This is a genomic window from Variovorax sp. J22G73 (assembly GCF_030317035.1).
Lineage (GTDB): Bacteria > Pseudomonadota > Gammaproteobacteria > Burkholderiales > Burkholderiaceae_C > Variovorax.
This window is the reverse complement of sequence record NZ_JASZYK010000001.1, coordinates 117,116-138,257: the sequence shown is the minus strand read 5'-3', so window position 1 is coordinate 138,257 and position 21,142 is coordinate 117,116. Positions and strand designations below refer to the sequence as shown.

The 21,142-nt window shown below is 69.0% G+C and carries 20 protein-coding genes; 17 read left to right on the top strand and 3 right to left on the bottom strand.

The window, feature by feature from the left end; genetic code table 11:
- Positions 1–14: 14 nt before the first annotated feature.
- On the bottom strand, positions 15–464 hold the full coding sequence (locus tag QTI51_RS00605; protein WP_093125587.1) for an OsmC family protein: 450 nt from the start codon (positions 462–464) through the stop codon (positions 15–17).
- A gap of 252 nt (positions 465–716) precedes the next feature.
- Between QTI51_RS00605 and QTI51_RS00600 the strand changes: the two genes are divergently transcribed.
- The gene (locus tag QTI51_RS00600; protein ID WP_371085646.1) at positions 717–1,997 is read left to right on the top strand and encodes a porin; all 1,281 of its coding nucleotides are present in this window, start codon (positions 717–719) and stop codon (positions 1,995–1,997) included.
- Between the two features lie 94 nt (positions 1,998–2,091).
- On the opposite strand, the gene QTI51_RS00595 is transcribed toward QTI51_RS00600, so the two are convergent.
- Positions 2,092–3,222: a site-specific integrase gene (locus QTI51_RS00595; RefSeq protein ID WP_286513441.1), complete on the bottom strand. Its 1,131-nt coding sequence runs from the start codon at positions 3,220–3,222 to the stop codon at positions 2,092–2,094.
- 49 nt (positions 3,223–3,271) lie between these two features.
- On the opposite strand from QTI51_RS00595, the gene ilvA reads away from it, so the two are divergent.
- On the top strand, positions 3,272–4,906 hold the full coding sequence (gene ilvA, locus QTI51_RS00590; protein WP_286513763.1) for a threonine ammonia-lyase, biosynthetic: 1,635 nt from the start codon (positions 3,272–3,274) through the stop codon (positions 4,904–4,906).
- 49 nt (positions 4,907–4,955) lie between these two features.
- Here the strand turns inward: ilvA and QTI51_RS00585 are convergent, their stop codons facing one another.
- Complete coding sequence (locus QTI51_RS00585; RefSeq protein WP_286513445.1) at positions 4,956–5,558, bottom strand: hypothetical protein; 603 nt, start codon at positions 5,556–5,558, stop codon at positions 4,956–4,958.
- A gap of 50 nt (positions 5,559–5,608) precedes the next feature.
- Between QTI51_RS00585 and gspG the strand changes: the two genes are divergently transcribed.
- From gspG to QTI51_RS00510, 15 genes are all read left to right on the top strand, one after another.
- Complete coding sequence (gene gspG, locus QTI51_RS00580; protein ID WP_116912274.1) at positions 5,609–6,049, top strand: type II secretion system major pseudopilin GspG; 441 nt, start codon at positions 5,609–5,611, stop codon at positions 6,047–6,049.
- Positions 6,024–6,533: a prepilin-type N-terminal cleavage/methylation domain-containing protein gene (locus QTI51_RS00575; protein ID WP_286513448.1), complete on the top strand. Its 510-nt coding sequence runs from the start codon at positions 6,024–6,026 to the stop codon at positions 6,531–6,533. The genes gspG and QTI51_RS00575 overlap by 26 nt, the downstream gene beginning before the upstream one ends.
- Complete coding sequence (gene gspI / locus QTI51_RS00570) at positions 6,530–6,943, top strand: type II secretion system minor pseudopilin GspI (protein ID WP_286513451.1); 414 nt, start codon at positions 6,530–6,532, stop codon at positions 6,941–6,943. Before QTI51_RS00575 ends, gspI begins: the two co-directional genes overlap by 4 nt.
- Positions 6,943–7,635 carry a PulJ/GspJ family protein gene (locus QTI51_RS00565; protein WP_286513454.1) on the top strand — a complete coding sequence of 231 codons (693 nt, stop codon included), beginning with the start codon at positions 6,943–6,945 and terminating at the stop codon, positions 7,633–7,635. Before gspI ends, QTI51_RS00565 begins: the two co-directional genes overlap by 1 nt.
- Entirely contained in the window at positions 7,632–8,618 is a 987-nt protein-coding gene (gene gspK, locus QTI51_RS00560; RefSeq protein ID WP_286513456.1) for a type II secretion system minor pseudopilin GspK, read from the top strand. Before QTI51_RS00565 ends, gspK begins: the two co-directional genes overlap by 4 nt.
- Before the next feature lie 126 nt (positions 8,619–8,744).
- A complete protein-coding gene (gspL, locus tag QTI51_RS00555; protein WP_116912279.1) occupies positions 8,745–9,962 on the top strand; it encodes a type II secretion system protein GspL in 1,218 nt (405 codons plus the stop codon).
- On the top strand, positions 9,959–10,507 hold the full coding sequence (locus tag QTI51_RS00550; protein WP_116912280.1) for a type II secretion system protein M: 549 nt from the start codon (positions 9,959–9,961) through the stop codon (positions 10,505–10,507). The genes gspL and QTI51_RS00550 overlap by 4 nt, the downstream gene beginning before the upstream one ends.
- A 25-nt stretch (positions 10,508–10,532) precedes the next feature.
- Positions 10,533–11,351 (top strand): type II secretion system protein N, encoded by an 819-nt coding sequence (gene gspN, locus QTI51_RS00545; RefSeq protein WP_116912281.1) that lies wholly within the window; start codon positions 10,533–10,535, stop codon positions 11,349–11,351.
- A 5-nt stretch (positions 11,352–11,356) separates the two neighbouring features.
- A complete protein-coding gene (gene gspD / locus QTI51_RS00540; RefSeq protein WP_286513462.1) occupies positions 11,357–13,657 on the top strand; it encodes a type II secretion system secretin GspD in 2,301 nt (766 codons plus the stop codon).
- Positions 13,658–13,685: 28 nt separating this feature from the next.
- On the top strand, positions 13,686–15,083 hold the full coding sequence (locus tag QTI51_RS00535) for a GspE/PulE family protein (protein ID WP_286513465.1): 1,398 nt from the start codon (positions 13,686–13,688) through the stop codon (positions 15,081–15,083).
- 21 nt (positions 15,084–15,104) lie between these two features.
- On the top strand, positions 15,105–16,343 hold the full coding sequence (gene gspF / locus QTI51_RS00530; RefSeq protein ID WP_116912284.1) for a type II secretion system inner membrane protein GspF: 1,239 nt from the start codon (positions 15,105–15,107) through the stop codon (positions 16,341–16,343).
- 37 nt (positions 16,344–16,380) lie between these two features.
- Positions 16,381–17,280, top strand: a complete 900-nt coding sequence (locus QTI51_RS00525) for a 5'-nucleotidase (RefSeq protein ID WP_286513470.1) — start codon at positions 16,381–16,383, stop codon at positions 17,278–17,280.
- A gap of 394 nt (positions 17,281–17,674) precedes the next feature.
- Positions 17,675–17,860, top strand: a complete 186-nt coding sequence (locus QTI51_RS00520) for a hypothetical protein (RefSeq protein ID WP_286513475.1) — start codon at positions 17,675–17,677, stop codon at positions 17,858–17,860.
- Positions 17,861–17,874: 14 nt separating this feature from the next.
- On the top strand, positions 17,875–20,118 hold the full coding sequence (locus QTI51_RS00515) for a phosphocholine-specific phospholipase C (RefSeq protein ID WP_286513478.1): 2,244 nt from the start codon (positions 17,875–17,877) through the stop codon (positions 20,116–20,118).
- Positions 20,119–20,173: 55 nt separating this feature from the next.
- Positions 20,174–21,076 (top strand): LysR substrate-binding domain-containing protein, encoded by a 903-nt coding sequence (locus QTI51_RS00510; protein ID WP_286513766.1) that lies wholly within the window; start codon positions 20,174–20,176, stop codon positions 21,074–21,076.
- Positions 21,077–21,142: the final 66 nt, after the last annotated feature.

The window sequence follows — 21,142 nt, the reverse complement described above, 5'->3', positions numbered from 1 at the left end:
CGTCGGCCGGCCCCTCAGGTTTCGATCAACTCGAAACTGGTGGTGATCTCGGCCGTCTTCGCCAGCATGATGCTGGCGGAGCAATAGGTTTCGTGGCTCAGCGCAACCGCGCGCTCCACGGCGGAGGCCGGAATGCCCTTGCCTGCCACGGTGAAGTGCATGTGGATCTTGGTGAACACCTTGGGGTCCTTCTCGGCGCGCTCGCTGGTCAGCTTGACGCTGCAGCGCTCCACGCGATGGCGCCCGCGCTTCAAAATGAGCACGACGTCGTACGCCGTGCAGCCACCGGTGCCTGCCAGCACCGTCTCCATTGGCCGCGCCGCCAGGTTCTGACCGCCGTTCTCGGGCTTCGCGGCGTCGGGGGCGCCGTCCATCATCAAGACATGGCCACTGCCGGTCTCGGCAACGAAGCCCATGGCCGATCGCGTGCCGGCGTCACCGGTCCAACTTACTGTGCATTCCATGGTTCTTCAGGGTTCCAGTGAGGGATATCGGGCAAAAATGCACGCCGAGATCCGTTTATGTGTGGGAAAAGCGTCACTCGCTTGTTGCATCGCAACAAACAGTCGATATACTTTATTTCATTGCGCGCCCTGTTGTGCGCACCCAGTTGTCTCCTCCACCCTTCCAATTGGTGGATTTAGCCCCGAGCTGCAAAGCTCGGGGCTTTTTTCTTGCCTGAACGCGAGCAAAAGCCCTCGGCCACTCTAGTGCGCGTGCCGAAAAGGGCAGCTGCTCTGGCTGCCCTGGCTGTTGCCGGTGTTGCCTCGGCTCAGTCGTCCGTCACCCTGTTTGGTGTGGTCGACGCATCGATCAGCGGCTACTCGTCCAAGTCGCAAGACCTGAAGCCCACCGTACTGCGCAACGACTTCCGCGTTCCTACCTATACGAACCAAGGCAGCGTCAAGGTCAGCCGCACGGCCCTGGCCAGCTCCGCGTACAACTCTAGCCGCCTGGGTTTCCGCGGCACCGAAGACCTTGGCGGCGGCCTGGCGGCGAGCTTCTGGCTCGAAGCCCCGATCACCAACGACGACGGCGCCACCGGCATTTCGACTTTCGCTCGCCGCTCCACTGTGAGCCTGTCCGGCGGTTTCGGTGAAATCCGCCTCGGCCGCGACTACACGCCCACCTTCTGGAACGACACCGTGTTCGATCCGTTCGGCACGAACGGCGTCGGCACCAACTTGATCAGCTCGGCCAACGGCTTCAACGTCGCGACCAACAGCTCGGGCGGCTTCGCGGGCAATCAGAACTACGTGCGCGCCAGCAATTCGATCGGCTATTTCCTGCCACCGAACCTGGGCGGTTTCTATGGCCAGGTGATGTACGCGTTCCACGAGAACGACAAGTACAAGAATGGCGATTTCACCCCCGCAACGGGAAGCGGCTTCGTGCTCAACGCGAAGACGGGCGCCATCGAACAGGCTTCCGCAGCCAAGAGCCGCACAGGCCGCTACGTCGGTGGTCGCTTCGGCTACGCCAACGGCCCGCTGGACGTCGCTCTCGCCTACGGCAACAGCACGGTCGGCGACCAGTACTACCCCGGCACCACCGACGCCGTGAAGACCTTCAACCTGGGCGCTTCCTACGACTTCGGTCCGGCAAAGCTGTTCGGCGAACTGTCCCGTGCCAAGAACTCGCGCGACTACGAAGTCACGCCCATCCTCGGCGGCCGCCCCGATGTCGATCTGAAAGGCTACCTGCTCGGCGTGACGGTGCCGGTCGGCGCGGGCCTCATCCGTGCTTCGTTCTCGAGCGTCAAGTACGACTACAACCTGCCGGTCGGCTCCACCCAGCGCGACCCGAAGGCCAACAAGCTGGCGCTCGGCTACGTGCACAACCTGTCGAAGCGCACCGCCCTGTACACCACGGTGGCTCGCGTGAGCAACAAGAATGGCGCTGCACTGACCGTGGGCGGCCCGGCCTTCACGATCACCGGCGGCTTCACTCCGAAGACCTCGACGGGCTACGACTTCGGTATCCGTCACGCGTTCTGATCTTCGCTTGACCCCGATGCTGGCTCGCGCCAGTTCGAATCTGCAAAGACCCAAGTCGCCCGGTGCAAGCCGGGCGGCTTTTTGTCCGTTGCGTTCAGCTCAACCGGCCGCGCCGGCTCTGCAGCAACCCCACATTCATTTCTCCGCTCAACACCGATGCGTAGAAACGTTCGACCATGTTGACGCTCGTGCGTGCGTTGCGCGCCAAGGTCAGCATGTCGATGCCCTGCCCGTACAGCAGCCGCAGCGTGATCGCGGTGTGCCGCAGGCAATAGAGCGTCCTCGCCTGGCCCAACGGTCCCTTGGCGAGCCCCGTCTTCTCGAGCACCCAATGAAAGAAGAAGTTGAGCACGGCCAGTGCGTGCTCTCGGTTCTTCAGGTGCGGCATGAAGATGTAGTCGTCCGGCGCGCCATGCCCGTGCTCGCGGCGGTAGTCGAGCAGACATTCATACACGCGCACGGCAGGACGAAGGCTCACGATGGGCTGGCTGTGGCGCTTGGTCTCCGGCAGGTTCATGCGCAGGTAGACGTGCTTGCTGCGCACCACCTCGATGTGCTTGTGCTTCATGAGCTTGATGTCGCTAGGCCGCACGAAGGTGTTGACCATCCAGCGAATCAGCCACGGCAACTCGTCGGGCATCACGAGCAGTTCCCGTGCGATCCAGAAGCGCTCGCCGGCGCTCAGGCGATCGAGCACCGGATGCGCGTGCCCACGCAAGCTGCGCGCGGTTCCGATGATCGTTCGGTACTCCGCCACGCTGAAGCTGCCGCGCGGTTGGCTGCGCACCTTCACCTTGGGAAATGTCGGCGCAACGAGCAGCACGCCGGTGTGCACGCCATGCATCACCACCTTGCGCAACAGCACCAGGTACTGCGCGATCGTCGTGCTGGTGAATCCTTGGTCGCCGAGGTGATCGATGAGGCGCTGCGCATCGGTCGTCGCGAACAACTGCGCCTGCACATCGCCGAGCAACGGAACGATGTGCGCACGCAGTCTGTTGCCCATCACTTGCCACGTCGGCCGCCCAATTTCTTTTCTCTGAACGCGCGCGGCCTCCGCCTGCATCAGGCCTTTGGAAAGATCACTGACAGAAATTGATAACAGTTTTTGCTCAATCGTAATTTGATTGGCAGGGTGAAGAACTGCGGGATAGACACGTTCCAAAAATCCCGAATCATTTGCAGCCGGGGTACTTTTAAATAGGTTTATGACATTTGTGTCCATGTCATACCCGCATGCAATCCCGATGCCTCTTATCATCGATGGTTAGCAACTGAAAACTCCCTTGGAAAAAATCGTGCGCAATGCACCTGTTACTCCGGCGCTGACGCCCGCCGACTATCTCAGAAAAATTCTCAACGCCCGGGTGTACGACGTCGCTGTCGAGTCCGCGCTGGAGAAGGCGCGCGCACTCAGCACCAGGCTCGGCAACACCGTTTTGCTCAAGCGCGAAGACCAGCAACCGGTGTTCAGCTTCAAGCTGCGTGGTGCCTATAACAAGATGGCGCATCTCAGTGCGGAGCAATTGGCGTGCGGTGTGATTTGCGCTTCGGCCGGCAATCACGCGCAAGGCGTTGCATTGGGTGCGCGCAAACTCGGCACGCGCGCCGTCATCGTGATGCCGGTGACCACGCCGCGATTGAAGATCGATGCAGTGCGCGGTTTTGGCGGCGAAATCGTGCTGCACGGCGACAGCTATTCAGACGCTTATGTGCATGCGCTCGAATTGCAGGCGCAGCAGAACCTGACCTTCGTGCATCCCTTCGACGACCCCGACGTCATTGCGGGCCAGGGCACGATCGCGATGGAAATCCTGCGCCAGCACCAGGGCCCGCTCGATGCCGTGTTCGTCGCGATCGGCGGCGGCGGGCTCATCTCCGGCGTGGCCAACTACATCAAGGCCGTGCGTCCCGAGATCAAGGTTATCGGCGTGCAGATGAACGACTCCGACGCGATGATGCAATCGGTCGCGGCGCACCAGCGCGTGAACCTCAACGACGTCGGCCTGTTCTCGGACGGCACCGCGGTGAAGCTGGTGGGCGAGGAAACCTTCCGCATCGCCAGCGAGCTGGTGGACGACTACATCGCCGTCGACACCGATGCCGTGTGCGCCGCCATCAAGGACGTGTTCGTGGACACACGCAGCATCGTCGAGCCAGCCGGCGCGCTGGCGGTCGCGGCCATCAAGCAGTACGTGGCGCAGCACGGCCGCCAGGGCGAGACCTACGCGGCCATCCTGTGCGGCGCGAACATGAACTTCGACCGGCTGCGCTTCGTGGCGGAGCGCGCCGAGGTCGGCGAGGAACGCGAGGCGCTGTTCGCCGTCACCATTCCCGAAGAGCGCGGCAGCTTTCGCCGCTTCTGCGAACTGGTCAGCGAGATGCCCACGCGCGATGCCGAAGCCGCTGCCACCAGCGGTGCGACCGGCGTCATTGGCGGCGCGCTGCGCAACGTGACCGAATTCAACTACCGCATCAGCGACGCCGCCAAGGCGCATGTGTTCGTCGGCCTGACGACCTCGCAGCGCGGCGAGTCGGCCACCATTGCGCAGACCTTCAACGCGCACGGCTTCGACGCGCTCGACCTCACGCACGACGAGCTCGCCAAGGAGCATCTGCGCCACCTCGTCGGCGGACGCACCGGCCTCGCGCACGACGAGCGCCTGCTGCGCTTCGTGTTCCCCGAGCGTCCGGGCGCGCTGCTCAAGTTCCTCAGCCTGATGAAGCCCAACTGGAACATCAGCCTGTTCCACTACCGCAACCAGGGCGCCGACTACGGCCGCATCCTGGTCGGCTTGCAGGTGCCGACGGGCGAGTCGGCGGCCTTCGACGCTTTCCTCGAAACGCTGGGCTACCCCTACGTCGAGGAAACCGCCAACCCCGCGTACCGGCTGTTCCTGCAGGCCTGAAAAAAACAGAAGCCGGCGCAAGGCCGGCTTCTGTGATGGTTCTTTTCGCTTACTGCGCAGGACCCGAAGTCCCCTGCGGCGGCGGTGCCACCACCGCCGGCATCATCGCCGGAGGCAAGCCTGCAGGCTGCGGCGCGCTCATCGACACGGGCGGCGGCGACGCCACGGTCGGCAACGCCGACGGCACGCTCGTCACGCTGATTGGCGCACGCACCGGCAACTGCAGCGTGAAGGCCGCGGGCCCGTCGACCTGCGCGCCCAGCGTCGCGGAGCGCAGCCCCACCGACTGCAGCACGTAGTTGTCGCCCACCCTGGAGCCGACGCGGAAAGGGCGCGGCGCCTTGCCGTCGATGGCGATCAGCGCGGCACCCTGCTTCGACGGGTCCGCCACCACGCCCGACAGCGCGAAGCGGCTGGCGGCCTCGGGCGTCAGCGGCGCCGTGCTGGAGGCAGGCAGCACGCCCAGCAACCGCGCCACCGCGTCCGAATCGGCCGACACCGACGGCGCCGGCATGGTGGCGGCGGCCGCGACCATGTCCGCCGGAGACGCCAGGCGCAGCGCCCAGAACACCGCGGCACCGGCGGCCAGCGCCCAAAGCCCCGTCGTTGCAAGTGGGGCATGCCAGCGGGCGGCGGAGTAAGGACTTGTCATGGGCGCGGATTATCATGCAGCGCGCTTTCCGAATCATGTCCGTCGAACCTATGAACAAATTCCTTCGTGCCGCCACCCGCACCGCCCAACGCGGCTTCACGCTGATCGAACTGATGGTGGTGCTCGTCATCATCGGCGTGCTGGCGGCGCTGATCGTGCCGAACGTGATCGAACGCGCCGACGATGCCCGCGTGACGGCCGCGCGCACCGACATCAACAACCTCATGCAGGCGCTCAAGCTGTACCGCCTGGACAACCAGCGCTACCCCACCGCCGAGCAGGGCCTGCAGGCGCTGCTCACGCGCCCGAGCGCCGGCCCCGCCGCCCCCAACTGGAAGCCCTACGTCGAGAAGCTGCCCAACGACCCGTGGGGCCATCCCTACCAGTACATGAACCCGGGCATCAAGGGCGAGATCGACGTGCTCTCCTTCGGCGCCGACGGCCAGAGCGGCGGCGAGGGCAAGAATGCCGACATCGGCAGCTGGCAGTAGCGGCCCGGGCGCGTCGCGCCAGAACCCACACCCCCGGCATCTTCTTCAAGCGCGCGGCTTCACGCTGCTGGAGCTGATCGTGGTGATCGCCATCATCGCGGTCGCCACCGCCGCGGTGAGCTTCGCCATGCGCGACACCAACGCCGCCAAGCTCGACCGCGAAGGCGACCGCCTGGCGGCGCTGCTCGAATCGGCGCGTGCGCAGTCGCGCGCCAGCGGCGTCGTGGTGCGATGGCGCCTGGTGGAAGGCGGCTTCGTGTTCGACGGCCTGCCGGCCGACGCACTGCCCACCGGCTGGGCCGCAGAGGGCATCACCGCGCAGGCGCTGCTCGCCAGCGGCGCGCAGGTTCCGGGGCTGCAGCTCGGGCCCGACCCGATCATCGCGCCGCAACAGGTGCTGCTGTATTCCGCCGGCCCGCCCGCGCGCGTGCTGCGCGTGGCCACCGACGGGCTGCGCCCTTTCACCGTGTCCGCCGTGCAATGACCACGCGGCGCACTTCTGGTTTTGCTTTTACTGTCGCTGCGTCGTCGCGTGCGGCCCGCAGCCGCGGCTTCACGCTCATCGAGGTGCTGATCGCGCTCGGCATCGTCGCGCTGGCGCTGGCGGCCGGCTCGCAGGCCACCATGTCGCTCACGCGCAATGCGCAGCGCCAGTCCGACCTGGTGCTGGCCGAGCTGTGCGCCGAAAACGAACTCGCCAAGGCCCGGCTCTCGCGGCAGATGCCGGCGGTGGGCGACTCGGGTTCGATCTGCCCGCAGGCCGGCGCCTCGTTCAACGTGACCACTTCGACCTTTCCCACGCTGAACCCGAACTTCCGCCGTGTCGACGTGCAGGTGCGCGACGAGACCGATGCGCCCATCCTGCGCATCTCGACCGTGGTGGGGCGCTACTGATGCCGCGCGCCACGCCAGCCGCGTCGCGCGGCTTCACGCTCATCGAGTTGCTGGTCGCCATCTCGGTGATGGCGCTGCTGTCGCTCGTGAGCTGGCGCGGGCTGGAGGCCATGTCGCGCGCCACCACGCAGAACCAGCAGCGCGCCGACGCCGTGCTGACGCTGCAGACCACGCTCGCGCAATGGGGCGCCGACCTCGACGCCGTGACGACGCTGGCGCAGACCCGCCCGATCGACTGGGACGGCCGCGTGCTGCGGCTCACGCGGCGCGGCAGCGACGCCAGCGCGCCCTCGGTTCTGGTGGTGGCCTGGACGTTGAAGCAAGGCCCCGACGGCGTGTACTGGCGGCGCTGGCAGTCGCTGCCCTTCACGACGCGCGGCGAGTGGCAGCAGGCCTGGAACATGGCCGCCGCATGGTCGCAGGACGGCGGCGCAGGCCCGGCCGGCGGCTACAGCGACGTCACGCTGGTGCCTGCCAGCAGCTGGCAGCTCTACTTCTTTCGCGAGAACACCTGGGTGCCGGCGAGCCAATTGCCCACTGTCGCGGCCACGCCCAACAACCCCTCCGGCCCGGTCGTGGCCATGCCCGACGGCGTGCGCCTCGTGATCACGCTGCCGCCCGGCGACGGGCTGTCGGGCGCCCTCACGCGCGACTGGGTCCGCCCGACCGTCGGCGCGCCCCGAACCTCATGACGAAGACAAGCAAGCGCCAGTCCGGCGCCGCCCTGCTCGCCGCCATGCTGACGGTGATGCTGGTCGCCACCTTCTCCGCCGCCGCGCTCTGGCAGCAGTGGCGCGCCGCCGAGATCGAAAGCGCCGAGCGCGCGCGCGTGCAGGCCGCCTGGGTGCTGGTGGGCGCGCTCGACTGGTCGCGCCTCATCCTCGGGGAAGACGGCCGCGCCGGCGGCTCCGACAACCTGACCGAACCCTGGGCCGTGCCGCTCGAGGAGGCCCGCCTCACCACCTTCCTGTCGGCCGAGAAGAACGTGGCCAGCGACAGCGTCGAGGGCCTGCCCGACGCGTTCCTGTCGGGCCGCATCATCGATGCGCAGTCCAAGCTCAACGTGCTGTCGCTGGTCGACGCGGGCAAGCCGATACCCGCCAGCGTGGCGACCTTCACCCGCCTGTTCAACACGCTGGGCCTGCCGGTGGCCGAACTCACCCGCATGACCGCCGGCCTGGCCAGCGCGCTCGCCACGGGCAGCGGCACCGACGGCGGTGGCGACGGCGACTCTGGTGCCGCGCCGCTGATGCCGCAGGAAGTCTCACAGCTGGTGTGGCTGGGCCTGTCGCCCTCAACCGCCGCGGCGCTGGAGCCCTACGTGACGATCCTGCCGGTGCGCACCACGCTCAACCTGAACACCGCGAGCGCCGAGGCCATCAGCGCCAGCATGGAATCGCTCAACATCGCCAGCGCGCGCCAGCTGGTGGCGCGACGCACCAGCACCTTCTTCAAGGACATCGCCGCCGCCAACGCCGCGCTGCCCAGCGGCAGCGCGCCCTTCAACGCGGCGCAGCACGGCGTGGGAACCAACTACTTCGAGGTGTACGGCCGCCTGCGGCTGGACCGCACGTACGTGGAAGAACACTCGCTCCTACAACGCAACGGTGTCACCGTGACGACGATCTGGCGCACCCGCGGCGCCGGCGCAACGAACTCTACGGTCAAACCCTGATTTCGGTGCACTGTTTGTAAACAAAAAGCCTTCCAACGCCCGTCACATCTGCGCTGTACGCTATCGAAAGAAGAGCGCCCGCCTGTAAGACGCCCACCTACAATCACCGGCTTTTCCCAGATCGACATGACCCCCCTGCTGCTCCTTGCCCCCCTCCCCCCGGCCGATGCCGCGGGCGAGTACGACTGGGCCCAGGCAGGCGACGACGGCATTGCGTTGCGCAACCAAGGCCGCGCGCTGCTGGCGCTCCTGCCATCGAGCACCGAAGTCATGCTCGGCATTCCCTCGGCGGCGCTCTCGTGGCACCGCGTCACGCTGCCCAAGGGCAGCATGGGCAGCGCCTCGAAGCTGCGCGCGGTGCTCGACGGCCTGCTCGAAGAACACCTGCTCGACGAGCCCGAGAGCCTGCACTTCGCGCTCGAGCCCGACGCCAAGGCCGGCGTGCCGGTGTGGGTCGCGGCCTGCAACCGCATCTGGCTGCGCAGCGTGGTGCAGGGGCTGGAGGCCGCGGGCCGCCGGGTGGTGCGCATCGTTCCCGAGTTCGCGCCGCAACCGGCCGACGCGCCCCCGCTGCTGCTGGTCACGGGCGAGCCCGAACTGCCGGTGCTCACGGTGTGCGACGCCGATGGCGTGGTCTCGCTGCCGCTGGCCGGCGCGGGCCTGGCGCTGTCGGGCGGCCTGCCGCTGGACACCGCCGTCATCACCACCGAGCCCGCCGTGGCCGAGGCTGCCGAGCACCTGCTGGAGCGCCGCGTGCCCATCGTGCAGGCGCCGCAGCGCTGGCTCAACGCCGCGCGCACGCCGTGGGAGCTGGCGCAGTTCGACCTGGCCGCCACGGGCCGCGCGCGCGCCGGCAAGAAGTTCGCGTCCGTGTTGCAGACGCTGCGCTACGCCCCCGAGTGGCGCGCCGCGCGCTGGGGCGTGGTGGTGCTGCTGCTGACCCAGCTCGTCGGCCTGAACGCGTGGGCCTGGAAGGAGCGCAATGCGCTCGAGGCCAAGCGCCAGGCCGCCAAGGCCGTGCTGACCCAGACCTTTCCGGCGGTGAAGATCGTCATCGACGCGCCGCTGCAGATGCAGCGCGAGGTCGCGGCGCTGCAGCAGGCCGTGGGCGACGTGGCCGGCAGCGATTTCGAACCCATGGTCGGCGCGCTCGCCACCAACCTGCCGCCGGGCAAGGTGCCCAGCGCCGTCGACTACAGCGCCGGCCAGCTGCGTTTGCGCGGCCTGGGGCTGCAGCCTTCCGAGGTGTCGCAGATCACCGGTGCCATGGCGCCGCGCGGCTACAGCGTGCGCACCGAAGGCGACCTGCTCCTGGTGCAGGCACAGGCAGAGGCCGCCCGATGAACTTCAGCGAACAACTCAAGGCCCGCTGGGCCGCCCTCGAGGCGCGCGAGCGCCGCCTGGTCATCGCCGCCGCCACGCTGGTGGCGCTCGCGCTGCTCTGGTGGATTGCGCTTGCGCCCGCGCTGCGCACGCTGAGCGCGGCGCCGGCCGAGCACGCGCAGCTCGACGCGCAGCTGCAGCAGATGGCCACCTTGCAGAACCGCGCGAAGGCGCTCCAGTCGCAGCCGCGGCTGAACCGCGACGACGCGCTGCGCGCCCTGGAAGCCTCGGTGCGCGACGGCCTCGGCGCCAGCAACGCCCAGCTCATGACGTCTGGCGGCGACGGTGCCGCCACGGTGTCGCTGCGCGCCGCGCCCGCGCCCTCGGTCGCCCAGTGGCTGGCGCAGGCCCGCGGCAACGCGCACGCGGTGCCGCGCGAGGTGCACCTGACCCGCGCGCCCACCGCCGCACCGACGTCGCCGACCGTCCCCGGCAAGGACGCGTCGAAGCCCCCGGTGGTGCGCTGGGACGGCACCGTCGTCATGGCGCTTCCCGCCGCGCGATGAACGCCATCGCGATGAACGCCACCCCATGGTGACACGCGCCCCCCTCTCCGAGCCCAGGCCGCGGCGCGGCTGGCGCTGGGCGCTGCTCGGCCTGGCCATCGGCGTGCTCGCGGCCGTGGTGCTGTTCGCGCCGGCGCGCTGGCTGTCGGCCGCGCTGTCGGGCTGGACGCAGGGCCGCCTCGTGCTGGCCAACCCGCGCGGCACCGTGTGGAACGGCACCGCCGCCGTGGTGTTCGCCAACGGTTCCGGTAGTTCCGCAGGCGTGAACGGCGCGCAGGCGGTGTCGCTGCCCGGCGTGCTGCACTGGCGCATGCGTCCGGGCTGGGGCGGCATCTCCGCCAGCCTCGACCTTGCCTGCTGCGCCGCGCAACCTATCGAGTTGCGCGCCAGCCCGCGCGCCGGCGGCCTGCTGCTCACCTGGCAGGACAGCCGCTCGCGCTGGCCCGCCACGATGCTCACCGGCCTGGGCGCGCCCTGGAACACGCTCAAGCTCGAAGGCGCGCTCGACCTCAGCACCAAGGCCTTCGCCATGCAGTGGGACGGCCCCGCGCTGCGCATCGCCGGGCAAGCCACGCTCGACGCCACCGATGTTTCTTCCAGCCTGTCGACCCTGCGGCCGATGGGCAGCTACCGCCTCACGCTCGACGGCGGTCCCCGGCCCACGCTGCTGCTGAGCACGCGCGAGGGCAGCCTCGAGCTCAACGGCAGCGGCAGCTGGAACGGCACCTCGTTCCGCTTCAACGGCGAGGCCAGCGCCGCGCCCGGCCGCGAAGACGCACTTTCCAATTTGTTGAACATCATCGGGCGGCGCGACAACGCGCGCTCGATCATCACCCTGGGTTGATCCTCATGATGAAGCCACTGTTTTCGACCGGCACCGTCGCACTCGCCGTGCGCGTGCTGATCGCCGCCACCTTCCTGCAGGCCGCGCCCGCGGTGTTCGCGCAGACCGGCGACGCGCCGCGCCGCGGCGAGCCCATCACGCTGAACTTCGCCAATGCCGACATCGAGGCCGTGGCGCGCACCATGGCGGTGGTGACGGGGCGCGACGTGGTGGTCGACCCGCGCGTGAAGGGCACCATGAACCTGGTGACCGACCGCGCCATCCAGCCGGCGGCAGCGTTCAACCAGTTCGCCTCGGCGCTGCGGCTGCAGGGCTTCGCGGTGGTGGAGGCCGACGGCCTGTACAAGGTGGTGCCCGAGGCCGACGCCAAGCTGCAGAGCAGCACCGTCAACACCTCCATCGGCGCCGTGTCGTCCAGCGGCAGCAACCAGATCGTCACGCAGATCTTCAGGCTGAACTACGAGTCGCCCAACAGCCTGCTGCCGGTGCTGCGCCCGCTGATTCCGCCGAACAACACCATCAACGTGAACCCGGGCAACAACTCGCTCGTGATCACCGACTACGCCGACAACATGCGCCGGCTGGCGCGCATCATCGCGTCGCTCGACGTGCCCAACGCGTCCGACATCGAGGTCATCCAGCTCAAGCATTCCATCGCCACCGACATGGTGCCGCTGGTGCAGCGGCTCATCGACGGCGGCGGCGCGGGCGCGCCCGGTGCGGCGGCCGCTCCGGGCGCCAGCGACGCATCGTTCCGCACTACGCTGATGGCCGACCCGCGCAGCAACTCGCTCATTCTTCGCGCGGCCAACCCGGCGCGGGTGAGCCTGGTGCGCTCGCTGGTCGACAAGCTCGACCGCCCCGCCGCCGAGAGCAGCAACGGCGCGGCCGGCAACATCTACGTGGTCTACCTGAAGAACGCCGACGCCGTGCGCCTGGCGGCCACGCTGCGCGCCGCCATGGCGGCCAACCAGATCAACACCACCCAGGGCGGTGCGGCCGGGGCCGGTGGCGCGGCACAGCCGCAGGCACAGAACGCCTTCGCCCAGCAGGCGCAGCAAACGGCCTTCGGTGGCGGCCAGAACAGCGGCTCGCCGCAGGCCTCGGCGCCGCTGAACAACGCCAACCAGCCCTCCACCGGCGGCCAGATCCAGGCCGACCCGAGCACCAATTCGCTGATCATCACCGCGCCCGAGCCGCAATACCGCCAGATGCGCGCCGTGATCGACCGGCTCGACGGACGCCGCGCGCAGGTGATGATCGAGGCGCTGATCGTCGAGGTGAACGCCACCAAGGCGGCGAACTTCGGCGTGCAGTGGCAAAGCGCGCTGGGCAACAACGCGGTGATCGGCACCAACTCCAGCCTCACGGGCGCCAACATCCTGGCGCTCACGCAGGCCATCGCCACCCGCAACGCGGCCGGCATCAACCTTCCCACGGGCCTGAACCTCGGCATCGCGGGCAAGGTCGGCGGCCAGTACATCCTGGGCGCCATCGCCAACTTCTTCAGCAGCGACAACGACGCCAACGTGCTCTCGACGCCCAACCTGCTGACGCTGGACAACGAAGAGGCCAAGATCGTCATCGGCCAGAACGTGCCCTTCCCCACGGGCTCCTACGCCAGCACCTCGGGTTCGGTGGGCATCAACCCCTTCACCACCGTGGAGCGCAAGGACGTGGGCCTCACCCTGCGCGTGCGACCCACCATCAACGAGAACGGCACCGTGAAGATGCAGATCTTCCAGGAGATCTCCAACGTGGCCGCCGGCACCACCACCGACCCGAACGGCCCCACCACCAACAAGCGCTCGCTCGAGTCCAGCGTGCTGGTGGAAGACGGCGGGCTCGTCATGCTGGGCGGGCTGCTGTCGGACACCTATGGCAACTCCATCGAGAAGGTGCCGCTGGCCGGCGACATCCCGGTGGTGGGCAACCTGTTCAAGAACGAGACCCGCAAGCGCGAGAAGAACAACCTGATGATGTTCCTGCGCCCGGTGGTCATGCGCGACGCGAACTCCACCGAAGCCTTCGCCTACGACCGCTACGACCAGATCCGCGGCCTGCAGCAGGCAACCCAGCCCAACACCGACAACGTGATGCTGCGCAACGTGAGCGCCGCGCCGGTGCTGCCCGCCACGCCGCCGCTGGGCGCCGCCAGCAACCGCACCGGCGGCCTGCGCGAGGAAGGCACCCAGCTGATCCCGCCGCCCGCGCTGCCCGCCGACAACCGCAAGCTGGCCCCCAGCCCCCTGCGCGGCGCCCTGCCGCCCACGGCCGACCCCGTGAGCGCACGCGAACTGCCCTGACCCCGCGAATTGCCTTGATACTGCCCTGATGTCCAGCCGCTACCCTCTGCCCTACGCGTTCGCACGCAGCCAGCAACTGCTGCTCGAGGAGACCGACGACGGCCGCTACACGCTGTGGATGTCCTCGCACCCCGCGCGCAGCGCCGTGGGCGAGGTGGCGCGCAAGTACGGCGTGCAGGCCTTCGAGGTGCTGGCCGACGCCGCGCTCGCGCAGCGCATCAGCGCGGCGTACTCGCAGGGCGAATCCAGCGCCGCCGCGGTGGTGAGCGAGGTGCAGAACGACGCCGACCTCTCGCGCATGATGCAGGAGCTGCCGGCGGTCGAAGACCTGCTGGCCAGCGCGGGCGACGCGCCCATCATCCGCATGCTGAACGCGCTGCTCACGCAGGCCGCGCGCGACGGCGCCAGCGACATCCACATCGAGCCCTACGAGCGCACCTCGTCCGTGCGCTTTCGCATCGACGGCACGCTGCGCGAGGTGGTGCAGCCCAACCGGGCGCTGCACGCCGCGCTGATCTCGCGGCTGAAGATCATGGCCGACCTCGACATCTCCGAGAAGCGGCTGCCGCAGGACGGGCGCATCAGCCTGCGCATCGGCACGCGCGCGGTCGACGTGCGGGTGTCAACACTGCCCAGCGCGCACGGCGAACGCGCGGTGCTGCGCCTGCTGGACAAGAGCGAATCCAAGCTCACGCTCGAGTCGGTGGGCATGCAGGGCGACACGCTGGACCGGTTCGAGAAGCTCATCTCGCAGCCGCACGGCATCATCCTGGTGACCGGGCCCACGGGCTCGGGCAAGACCACCACGCTGTACGCCGCGCTGGCCCGGCTGGACGCCAGCCGCAGCAACATCATGACGGTGGAAGACCCCATCGAGTACGAGCTGCCCGGCGTGGGCCAGACGCAGATCAACGCCAAGATCGAGCTCACTTTCGCCAAAGCCCTGCGCGCCATCCTGCGGCAGGACCCGGACGTGATCATGATCGGCGAGATCCGCGACTTCGAAACCGCGCAGATCGCCATCCAGGCCTCGCTCACCGGCCACCTGGTGCTGGCCACGCTGCACACCAACGACTCGGTCAGCGCCGTCACGCGCCTGACCGACATGGGCGTGGAGCCCTTCCTGCTGAGCTCGTCGCTGCTGGGCGTGCTCGCGCAGCGCCTCGTGCGCAAAGTGTGCACGGTGTGCGCCGGCGCGGGCTGCGAGGTGTGCGGGCAAACCGGCTACCAGGGCCGCACCGGCATCTTCGAGCTGCTGGTGGCCGACGAGACCGTGCAGGGCCTCATCCACGGCAAGGCGGCCGAGAGCGAACTGCTGCAGGCCGGCGCACGCGGCGGCCTGCGGCTGATGCGCGAAGACGGCGAGCGGCTGGTGCAGGCCGGCGTCACCTCGCGCGCCGAGCTGCTGCGCGTCACGCGTGACTAGCGCCCCCCGCGCAAGACCGCCATGCCCGCCTATTCCTTCGAAGCCATCGATGCCACCGGCCAGTCGCGCGAAGGCGTGCTCGAGGCCGACACCGCGCGCAGCGCACGCAGCCTGCTGCGTGCGCAGGCGCTCATTCCGCTGTCGGTCAAGCCGGTCGGCAGCGACCACGTCAACGGCACCGGCCAGCGCAGCAGCCTGAGCCGCTGGCTGGGCGGCGGCAAGCGCGTCTTCAACTCCACCGGCCTGGCCGTGTGGACGCGCCAGCTCGCGGGCCTCGTGTCTTCGGGCCTGCCGCTGGAACGCGCGCTCACCGCGCTCACCGACGAAGCCGAGTCCGAGCCCCAGCGCAACCTCGTCGCCTCGCTGCGCGCCGAGGTCAACGCGGGCTCGCCCTTTGCGCGCGCGCTGTCGGCGCACTCGCGCGAGTTCTCGCCGATCTACACCGCCGTGATCGGCGCCGGCGAGCAAAGCGGCAACCTGGGCCTGGTGCTCGACCGCCTGGCCGACGACCTCGAGGAGCGCCAGGCGCTGCAGCAGAAGCTGGTCGGCGCGGCGCTGTACCCGGCCATCGTCACGCTGGTGGCGATTGTGATCGTGATCTTTCTCGTGAGCTACGTGGTGCCGCAGGTGGCGCAGGTGTTCGCGGGCACCAAGCGCTCGCTGCCCTTCCTCACCACGGTGATGCTGTCGCTGAGCGCGGGCGTGCGCAACTACGGCTGGTGGATGCTGGGCGCGGTGGTGCTCGCCGCCGCCGGCGTGCGGCTCGCGCTGGCGCAGGAGGCCTTCCGCCTGAAGTTCGACGCCGCCTGGCTCAAGCTCCCGCTGGTGGGCAAGCTGGCGCGCGGCTACAACGCGGCGCGCTTCGCCAGCACGCTGGCCATGCTGGCCACGGCCGGCGTTCCCATTCTTCGCGCGCTGCAGGCGGCGGCCGAAACGCTCAGCAACCGCGCCATGCGCGCCGACGCGCTCGACGCGCTGGTGCTGGTGCGCGAAGGCGCGCCGCTGGCCTCGGCGCTGGCGCAGAAAAAGCGCTTTCCGGGGCTGGTGTCGATGTTCGCGCGCCTGGGCGAGCAGACCGGCACGCTGCCGCTGATGCTGCAGCGCGCGGCCAACCAGCTGGGCGCCGAAGTGCAGCGCCGCGCCATGCACCTGGCCACCATCCTCGAACCGCTGCTGATCGTGGCGATGGGCGGCGTGGTGATGCTCATCGTGCTGGCGGTGATGCTGCCCATCATTCAACTGAATCAATTCGTCAAGTGAGGCACGGCCTCGCTTCACGCACCCTGGAGCACGCGACATGCCCGTGACGCTCGAAGACAAGCTGGTGGTCGCGATCTCCTCGCGCGCCCTGTTCAACCTCGAAGAAGAAAACAAGGTCTTCGACGCCGGCGACAACGAGGGCTACATGAAGCTGCAGCTCGACCGCATCGACGTGCCTGCGGCACCGGGCATCGCCTACTCGCTGATCCGCAAGCTGCTGCGCTTCAACGACGACGGCGTGCAGCGCGTGGAGGTGGTGATCCTGTCGCGCAACGACCCGGTCTCGGGCATGCGCATCTTCCGCTCCAGCACGGCGGCCGACATCAAGCTGCAGCGCGGCGTGTTCACGCAGGGCCGCCCGCCGTTCGGCTACCTGCGCCCGCTGCGCGCGCACCTGTTCCTGTCGGCCAACGCGCAGGACGTGCGCGAGGCGCTGGGCGCGGGCTTTCCGGCCGCGCGCGTGCTGGTCGAATCGGAGAAGGCCAGCGACGCATGGCCCAACGAAGTGCGCATTGCCTTCGACGGCGACGCCGTGCTCTTCAGCGACGAGGCCGAGCGCGTGTTCCAGGCCGAGGGGCTCGACGCCTTCCAGGCGCACGAGCTCAGCAAGGCCGACCTGCCCCTGCCCGAAGGCCCGTTCAAGCCGCTGCTCACGGCGCTGCACCGCCTGCAGATGGCCGGCAACGCGCAGATGCGCATCCGCACCGCGCTGGTCACCGCGCGCAGCGCGCCGGCGCACGAGCGCGCCATTCGCACGCTGATGAAGTGGAACATCCGCGTCGACGAGGCCATGTTCCTCGGCGGCCTGCCCAAGGGCGAGTTCCTGCGCGAGTTCGAGCCCGACTTCTTCTTCGACGACCAGACCGGCCACGTCGACGCGGCCTCGCGGCATGTGCCCGCGGGGCACGTCAGCAGCGGCATCAGCAACGAGCCCTGAGTTCGCGGCGCGGTGCCACGCCGCACCTGACCGGGCGCCCATGCACGCGCTCGCTCATGCGCCTGTGCATGCGCCTGTTCATGCACCCGTTCATGCGCCCGTTCATGTGCAAGCGCATGTGACCGTTCCCTTGCATGTCATCGCTGCTTCATCGCAACGTCATGCGCTCTCCCTAGTCTTGCCTTCTGTCCGGTGCGCGGTGCCCCTTGCGGCGCCGTGGGTCGTGGGTGCGGATCGCCTGGTCCCGCACTGAACGACATCGCGCCGGACGGCCTCGGCGCGCGCGAATTTCCGTGCATGCCCTGGGAGCGACCACCCGCCCGGCGGCATCGACGCGGCGCGGCGGGTACCCGCGCTCTTCGAAGAAAACAACGACTCGAGAGGATCAGACCCCATGCATATTCCATTCACGGGCGCGCGCAGCGTGCCCACGCTCCTGCTGGCCTGTGCGCTGTCCGCCTGCGGCGGCGGCTCGGGCGGCGACTTCTTCGGTGGCACGCCCGCCGCGCCCGCGGCGCCTGCCGCACCCGCCACGCCGCCCGACACCGGCGCGGCCCCCGTCAAGAGCTGCGCGCCATGACCAGGAGCCCCGCCATGAACTCCCGCCGCAAATTCCTCACCGGCACCGCCACCACGGGCGCCGCCGCGCTCGCGCTGACCGCGTTTCCGCCCAGCATCCGCCGCGCGCTCGCCATTCCCGCCAACAACAAGACCGGCACCATCAACGACGTGGAGCACATCGTCATCCTGATGCAGGAGAACCGCAGCTTCGACCACTACTTCGGCACGCTGCCCGGCGTGCGCGGCTTCGGCGACCGCTTCACCATTCCGCTGCCGGGCGGGCGCAACGTGTGGCAGCAAGCCGACGACGCCGGCAGGCTCGTCATGCCCTACCACCTCGACCAGTCCAAGGGCAACGCGCAACGCGTGAGCGGCACGCCCCACACCTGGAACGACAGCCAGGACGCGTGGGACGGCGGGCGCATCTCGCAATGGCCGCGCTACAAGACCGACGCGGCCATGGGCTACTTCATGGAGGCGGAGCTGCCGTTCCAGTTCTCGCTGGCCAACGCCTTCACGCTGTGCGACAGCTACCACTGCGCCATGCACACGGGCACCGACGCCAACCGCTCCTTCCACCTCACCGGCACCAACGGCGCCACCGCCCAGGGCGTGGCCTACGTCAACAACGAGTGGGACTGGCTCGACGGCACCGCCGCCGCGGTGAACACCGGCTACACGTGGAAGACCTACGCCGAGCGGCTCGAAGACGCCGGCGTACGCTGGATCTGCTACCAGAACATGCCCGACGAATGGGGCGACAACATGCTCGGCGCGTTCCGACAGTTCAGGGCCGCCAACCGCGCGTCGCCGTTCCCCGTGTCCAGCGGGAACATGAACAAGCCGTACTCCAACAGCGGCCAGGCGGTGCCCTATCACGCCTACGACGCTGCCAGCGACAACCCCGGCAACCCGCTGTACAAGGGCATCGCCAACACCCTGCCAGGCAGCAAGCCCGAGGAGTACCTCGACGCGTTCCGCAAGGACATTCGCGAGGGCCGCCTGCCGCAGGTGAGCTGGATCAACGCGCCTTCCATCTACTGCGAGCACCCGGACCCCTCCAGCCCCGTGCAGGGCGCGTGGTTCCTGCAGGAAATCCTGGACGCGCTCACCGCCGTTCCCGAGGTGTGGAGCAAGACCGTGCTGCTGGTCAACTTCGACGAGAACGACGGCTACTTCGACCACGTGCCCTCGCCCTCCGCGCCCTCGCTCGGCGCCGACGGCAAGCCCGCGGGCAAGACCACGCTGGCCGACGCCGACCTGGCGCACGAGTACTTCACGCAGCCGCCGCCCGCCGGCAGCAGCAAGCAGCCCAAGCCCGACGGCCGCGTGTTCGGCCCGGGCCCGCGCGTGCCGATGTACGTCATCTCGCCGTGGAGCCGCGGCGGCTGGGTCAATTCGCAGGTGTTCGACCACACCTCGGTGCTGCGCTTCATCGAGGCGCGCTTCGGCGTGAAGGAAACGAACATCTCGCCGTTCCGCCGCGCGGTGGCCGGCGACCTGACCAGCGCCTTCAACTTCGCCACGCCCAACGGCGAGGCCCTGCCTTCGCTCGCCGGCCGCCAGAACCGCGGCCAGGCCGACCAGCTGCGCAAGGACCAGGAGGCCTTGACGGCCGTGCCGCTGCCGCTCGACCCGCAGCTGCCGCGCCAGGGCACCGGCACGCGGCCTTCGCGCGCGCTGCCCTACGAGCTGCACACCAGCGCCAGGGCCGACGCCGTCGGCCGCACGGTGCAGCTGCTGTTCTCCAACACAGGCAAGGCCGCGGCCGTGTTCCATGTGTACGACCGGCTGCACCTGGAGCTCAAGCCGCGTCGCTACATGGTGGAAGCAGGCAAGGGGCTGGACGACACGTGGACCCCGGCGGCCGGCGACAACGGCCTGTACGACCTGTGGGTGCTCGGGCCCAACGGCTTTCATCGCCACTTCAAGGGCAACCTCGACACGCTGCGCGCCGGCGACGCCGCCAGGCCGGAAGTGCGCGTGTGCTACGACATTGCCAACGGCAACGTGTACCTGAGCATGCGCAACGACGGCAAGGCGGCGTGCAAGTTCACCATCTCGGCCCAGGCCTACCGCACCGACGGCCCGTGGACCGCCAGCGTGAGCGGCGGCGCCAGCGTCGACCAGCACTGGGTGCTGGCCGACAGCGGCCAGTGGTACGACTTTGCCGTTACCTGCGACGCCGACCCGGCCTACTACCGCCGCTTCGCCGGCCGCGTGGAGACCGGCAGGCACACGGTCAGCGACCCGGCCATGGGCTTGCCCGCGCCCTGAGCCCGCATGCATGATCCCCCCGCGCTCCGCACGCTGCGGCGGCGCGGGGGAATCCATGCACGCCAAGGTCATTCGCTATTTCGTCGAGGTGGTTCGCGCGGGCTCGATCCGCAAGGCGGCCGAGCAGCTGCACGTGGTGCCCACGGCGGTCAACCGGCAGATCCTCAAGCTCGAGGAAGAGCTGGGCGCGCCGCTGTTCGAGCGCATCCACAACACGCTCAAGCTCACGCCCGTGGGCGAGATCGTGCTGGCGCACGCGCGCGGCACGCTGCGCGAGTTCGACCTGGTGCGCCAGCGCATCGAGGCCGTGCGCGGCCTGCGCCAGGGCGAGGTCACGCTGGCCACCACCGCCGGGCTGGCCGACGCCTTCCTGCCGGGCGTGGTGCAGCGCTTTCGCGCGGCGCACCCGGGCATCCAGCTCAAGCTGCTGGGCCTGCCCATCGCGGCAGTGCTGCGCAGCGTGAGCGAGGGCGACGCCGACCTGGCGCTGGCCTATGACGTTCCCGCCACCGCGGGCTTTCGCACGCTGTTCGCCAGCGAGTGGCCGATCGGCGCGGTGGTGCCGCCGGGCCATCCGCTCACCGCGCACGCCAGCGCGGTGCTGGCGGAGTGCGTGGGCTACCCGCTGATCCTGCCGGCGCCGTCGCTGTCGATCCGGCCCATTCTCGACGCGGCCTTCGGGCGCTCGGCCATCAGCGTGTCGCCGGTGGTGGAAACCACCTCCACCGCGCTCATGCGCCGGCTGGTGCGCGAGGGCGGCGGCATCACGCTGCTCAACCGGCTCGACGTGGACGAGGAGCGACAAGACGGCTCGCTGGTCTTCGTGCCGCTGCGCGACGCCACGCTGCGCGCGCAGACGCTCACGCTCGAGACCCGCGCCGCGCAGCCGCCCAGCCCCGCGGCCGAGCTGTTCGCGAACCACGTGGTGGCCTGCCTCGACGAATTGCTGGCGCCGTGACCAGGCCATGCGCCTTGCAACAACCCGTGCACTTTTTGTGCACACGGTGCGCCATTTATTGACTTT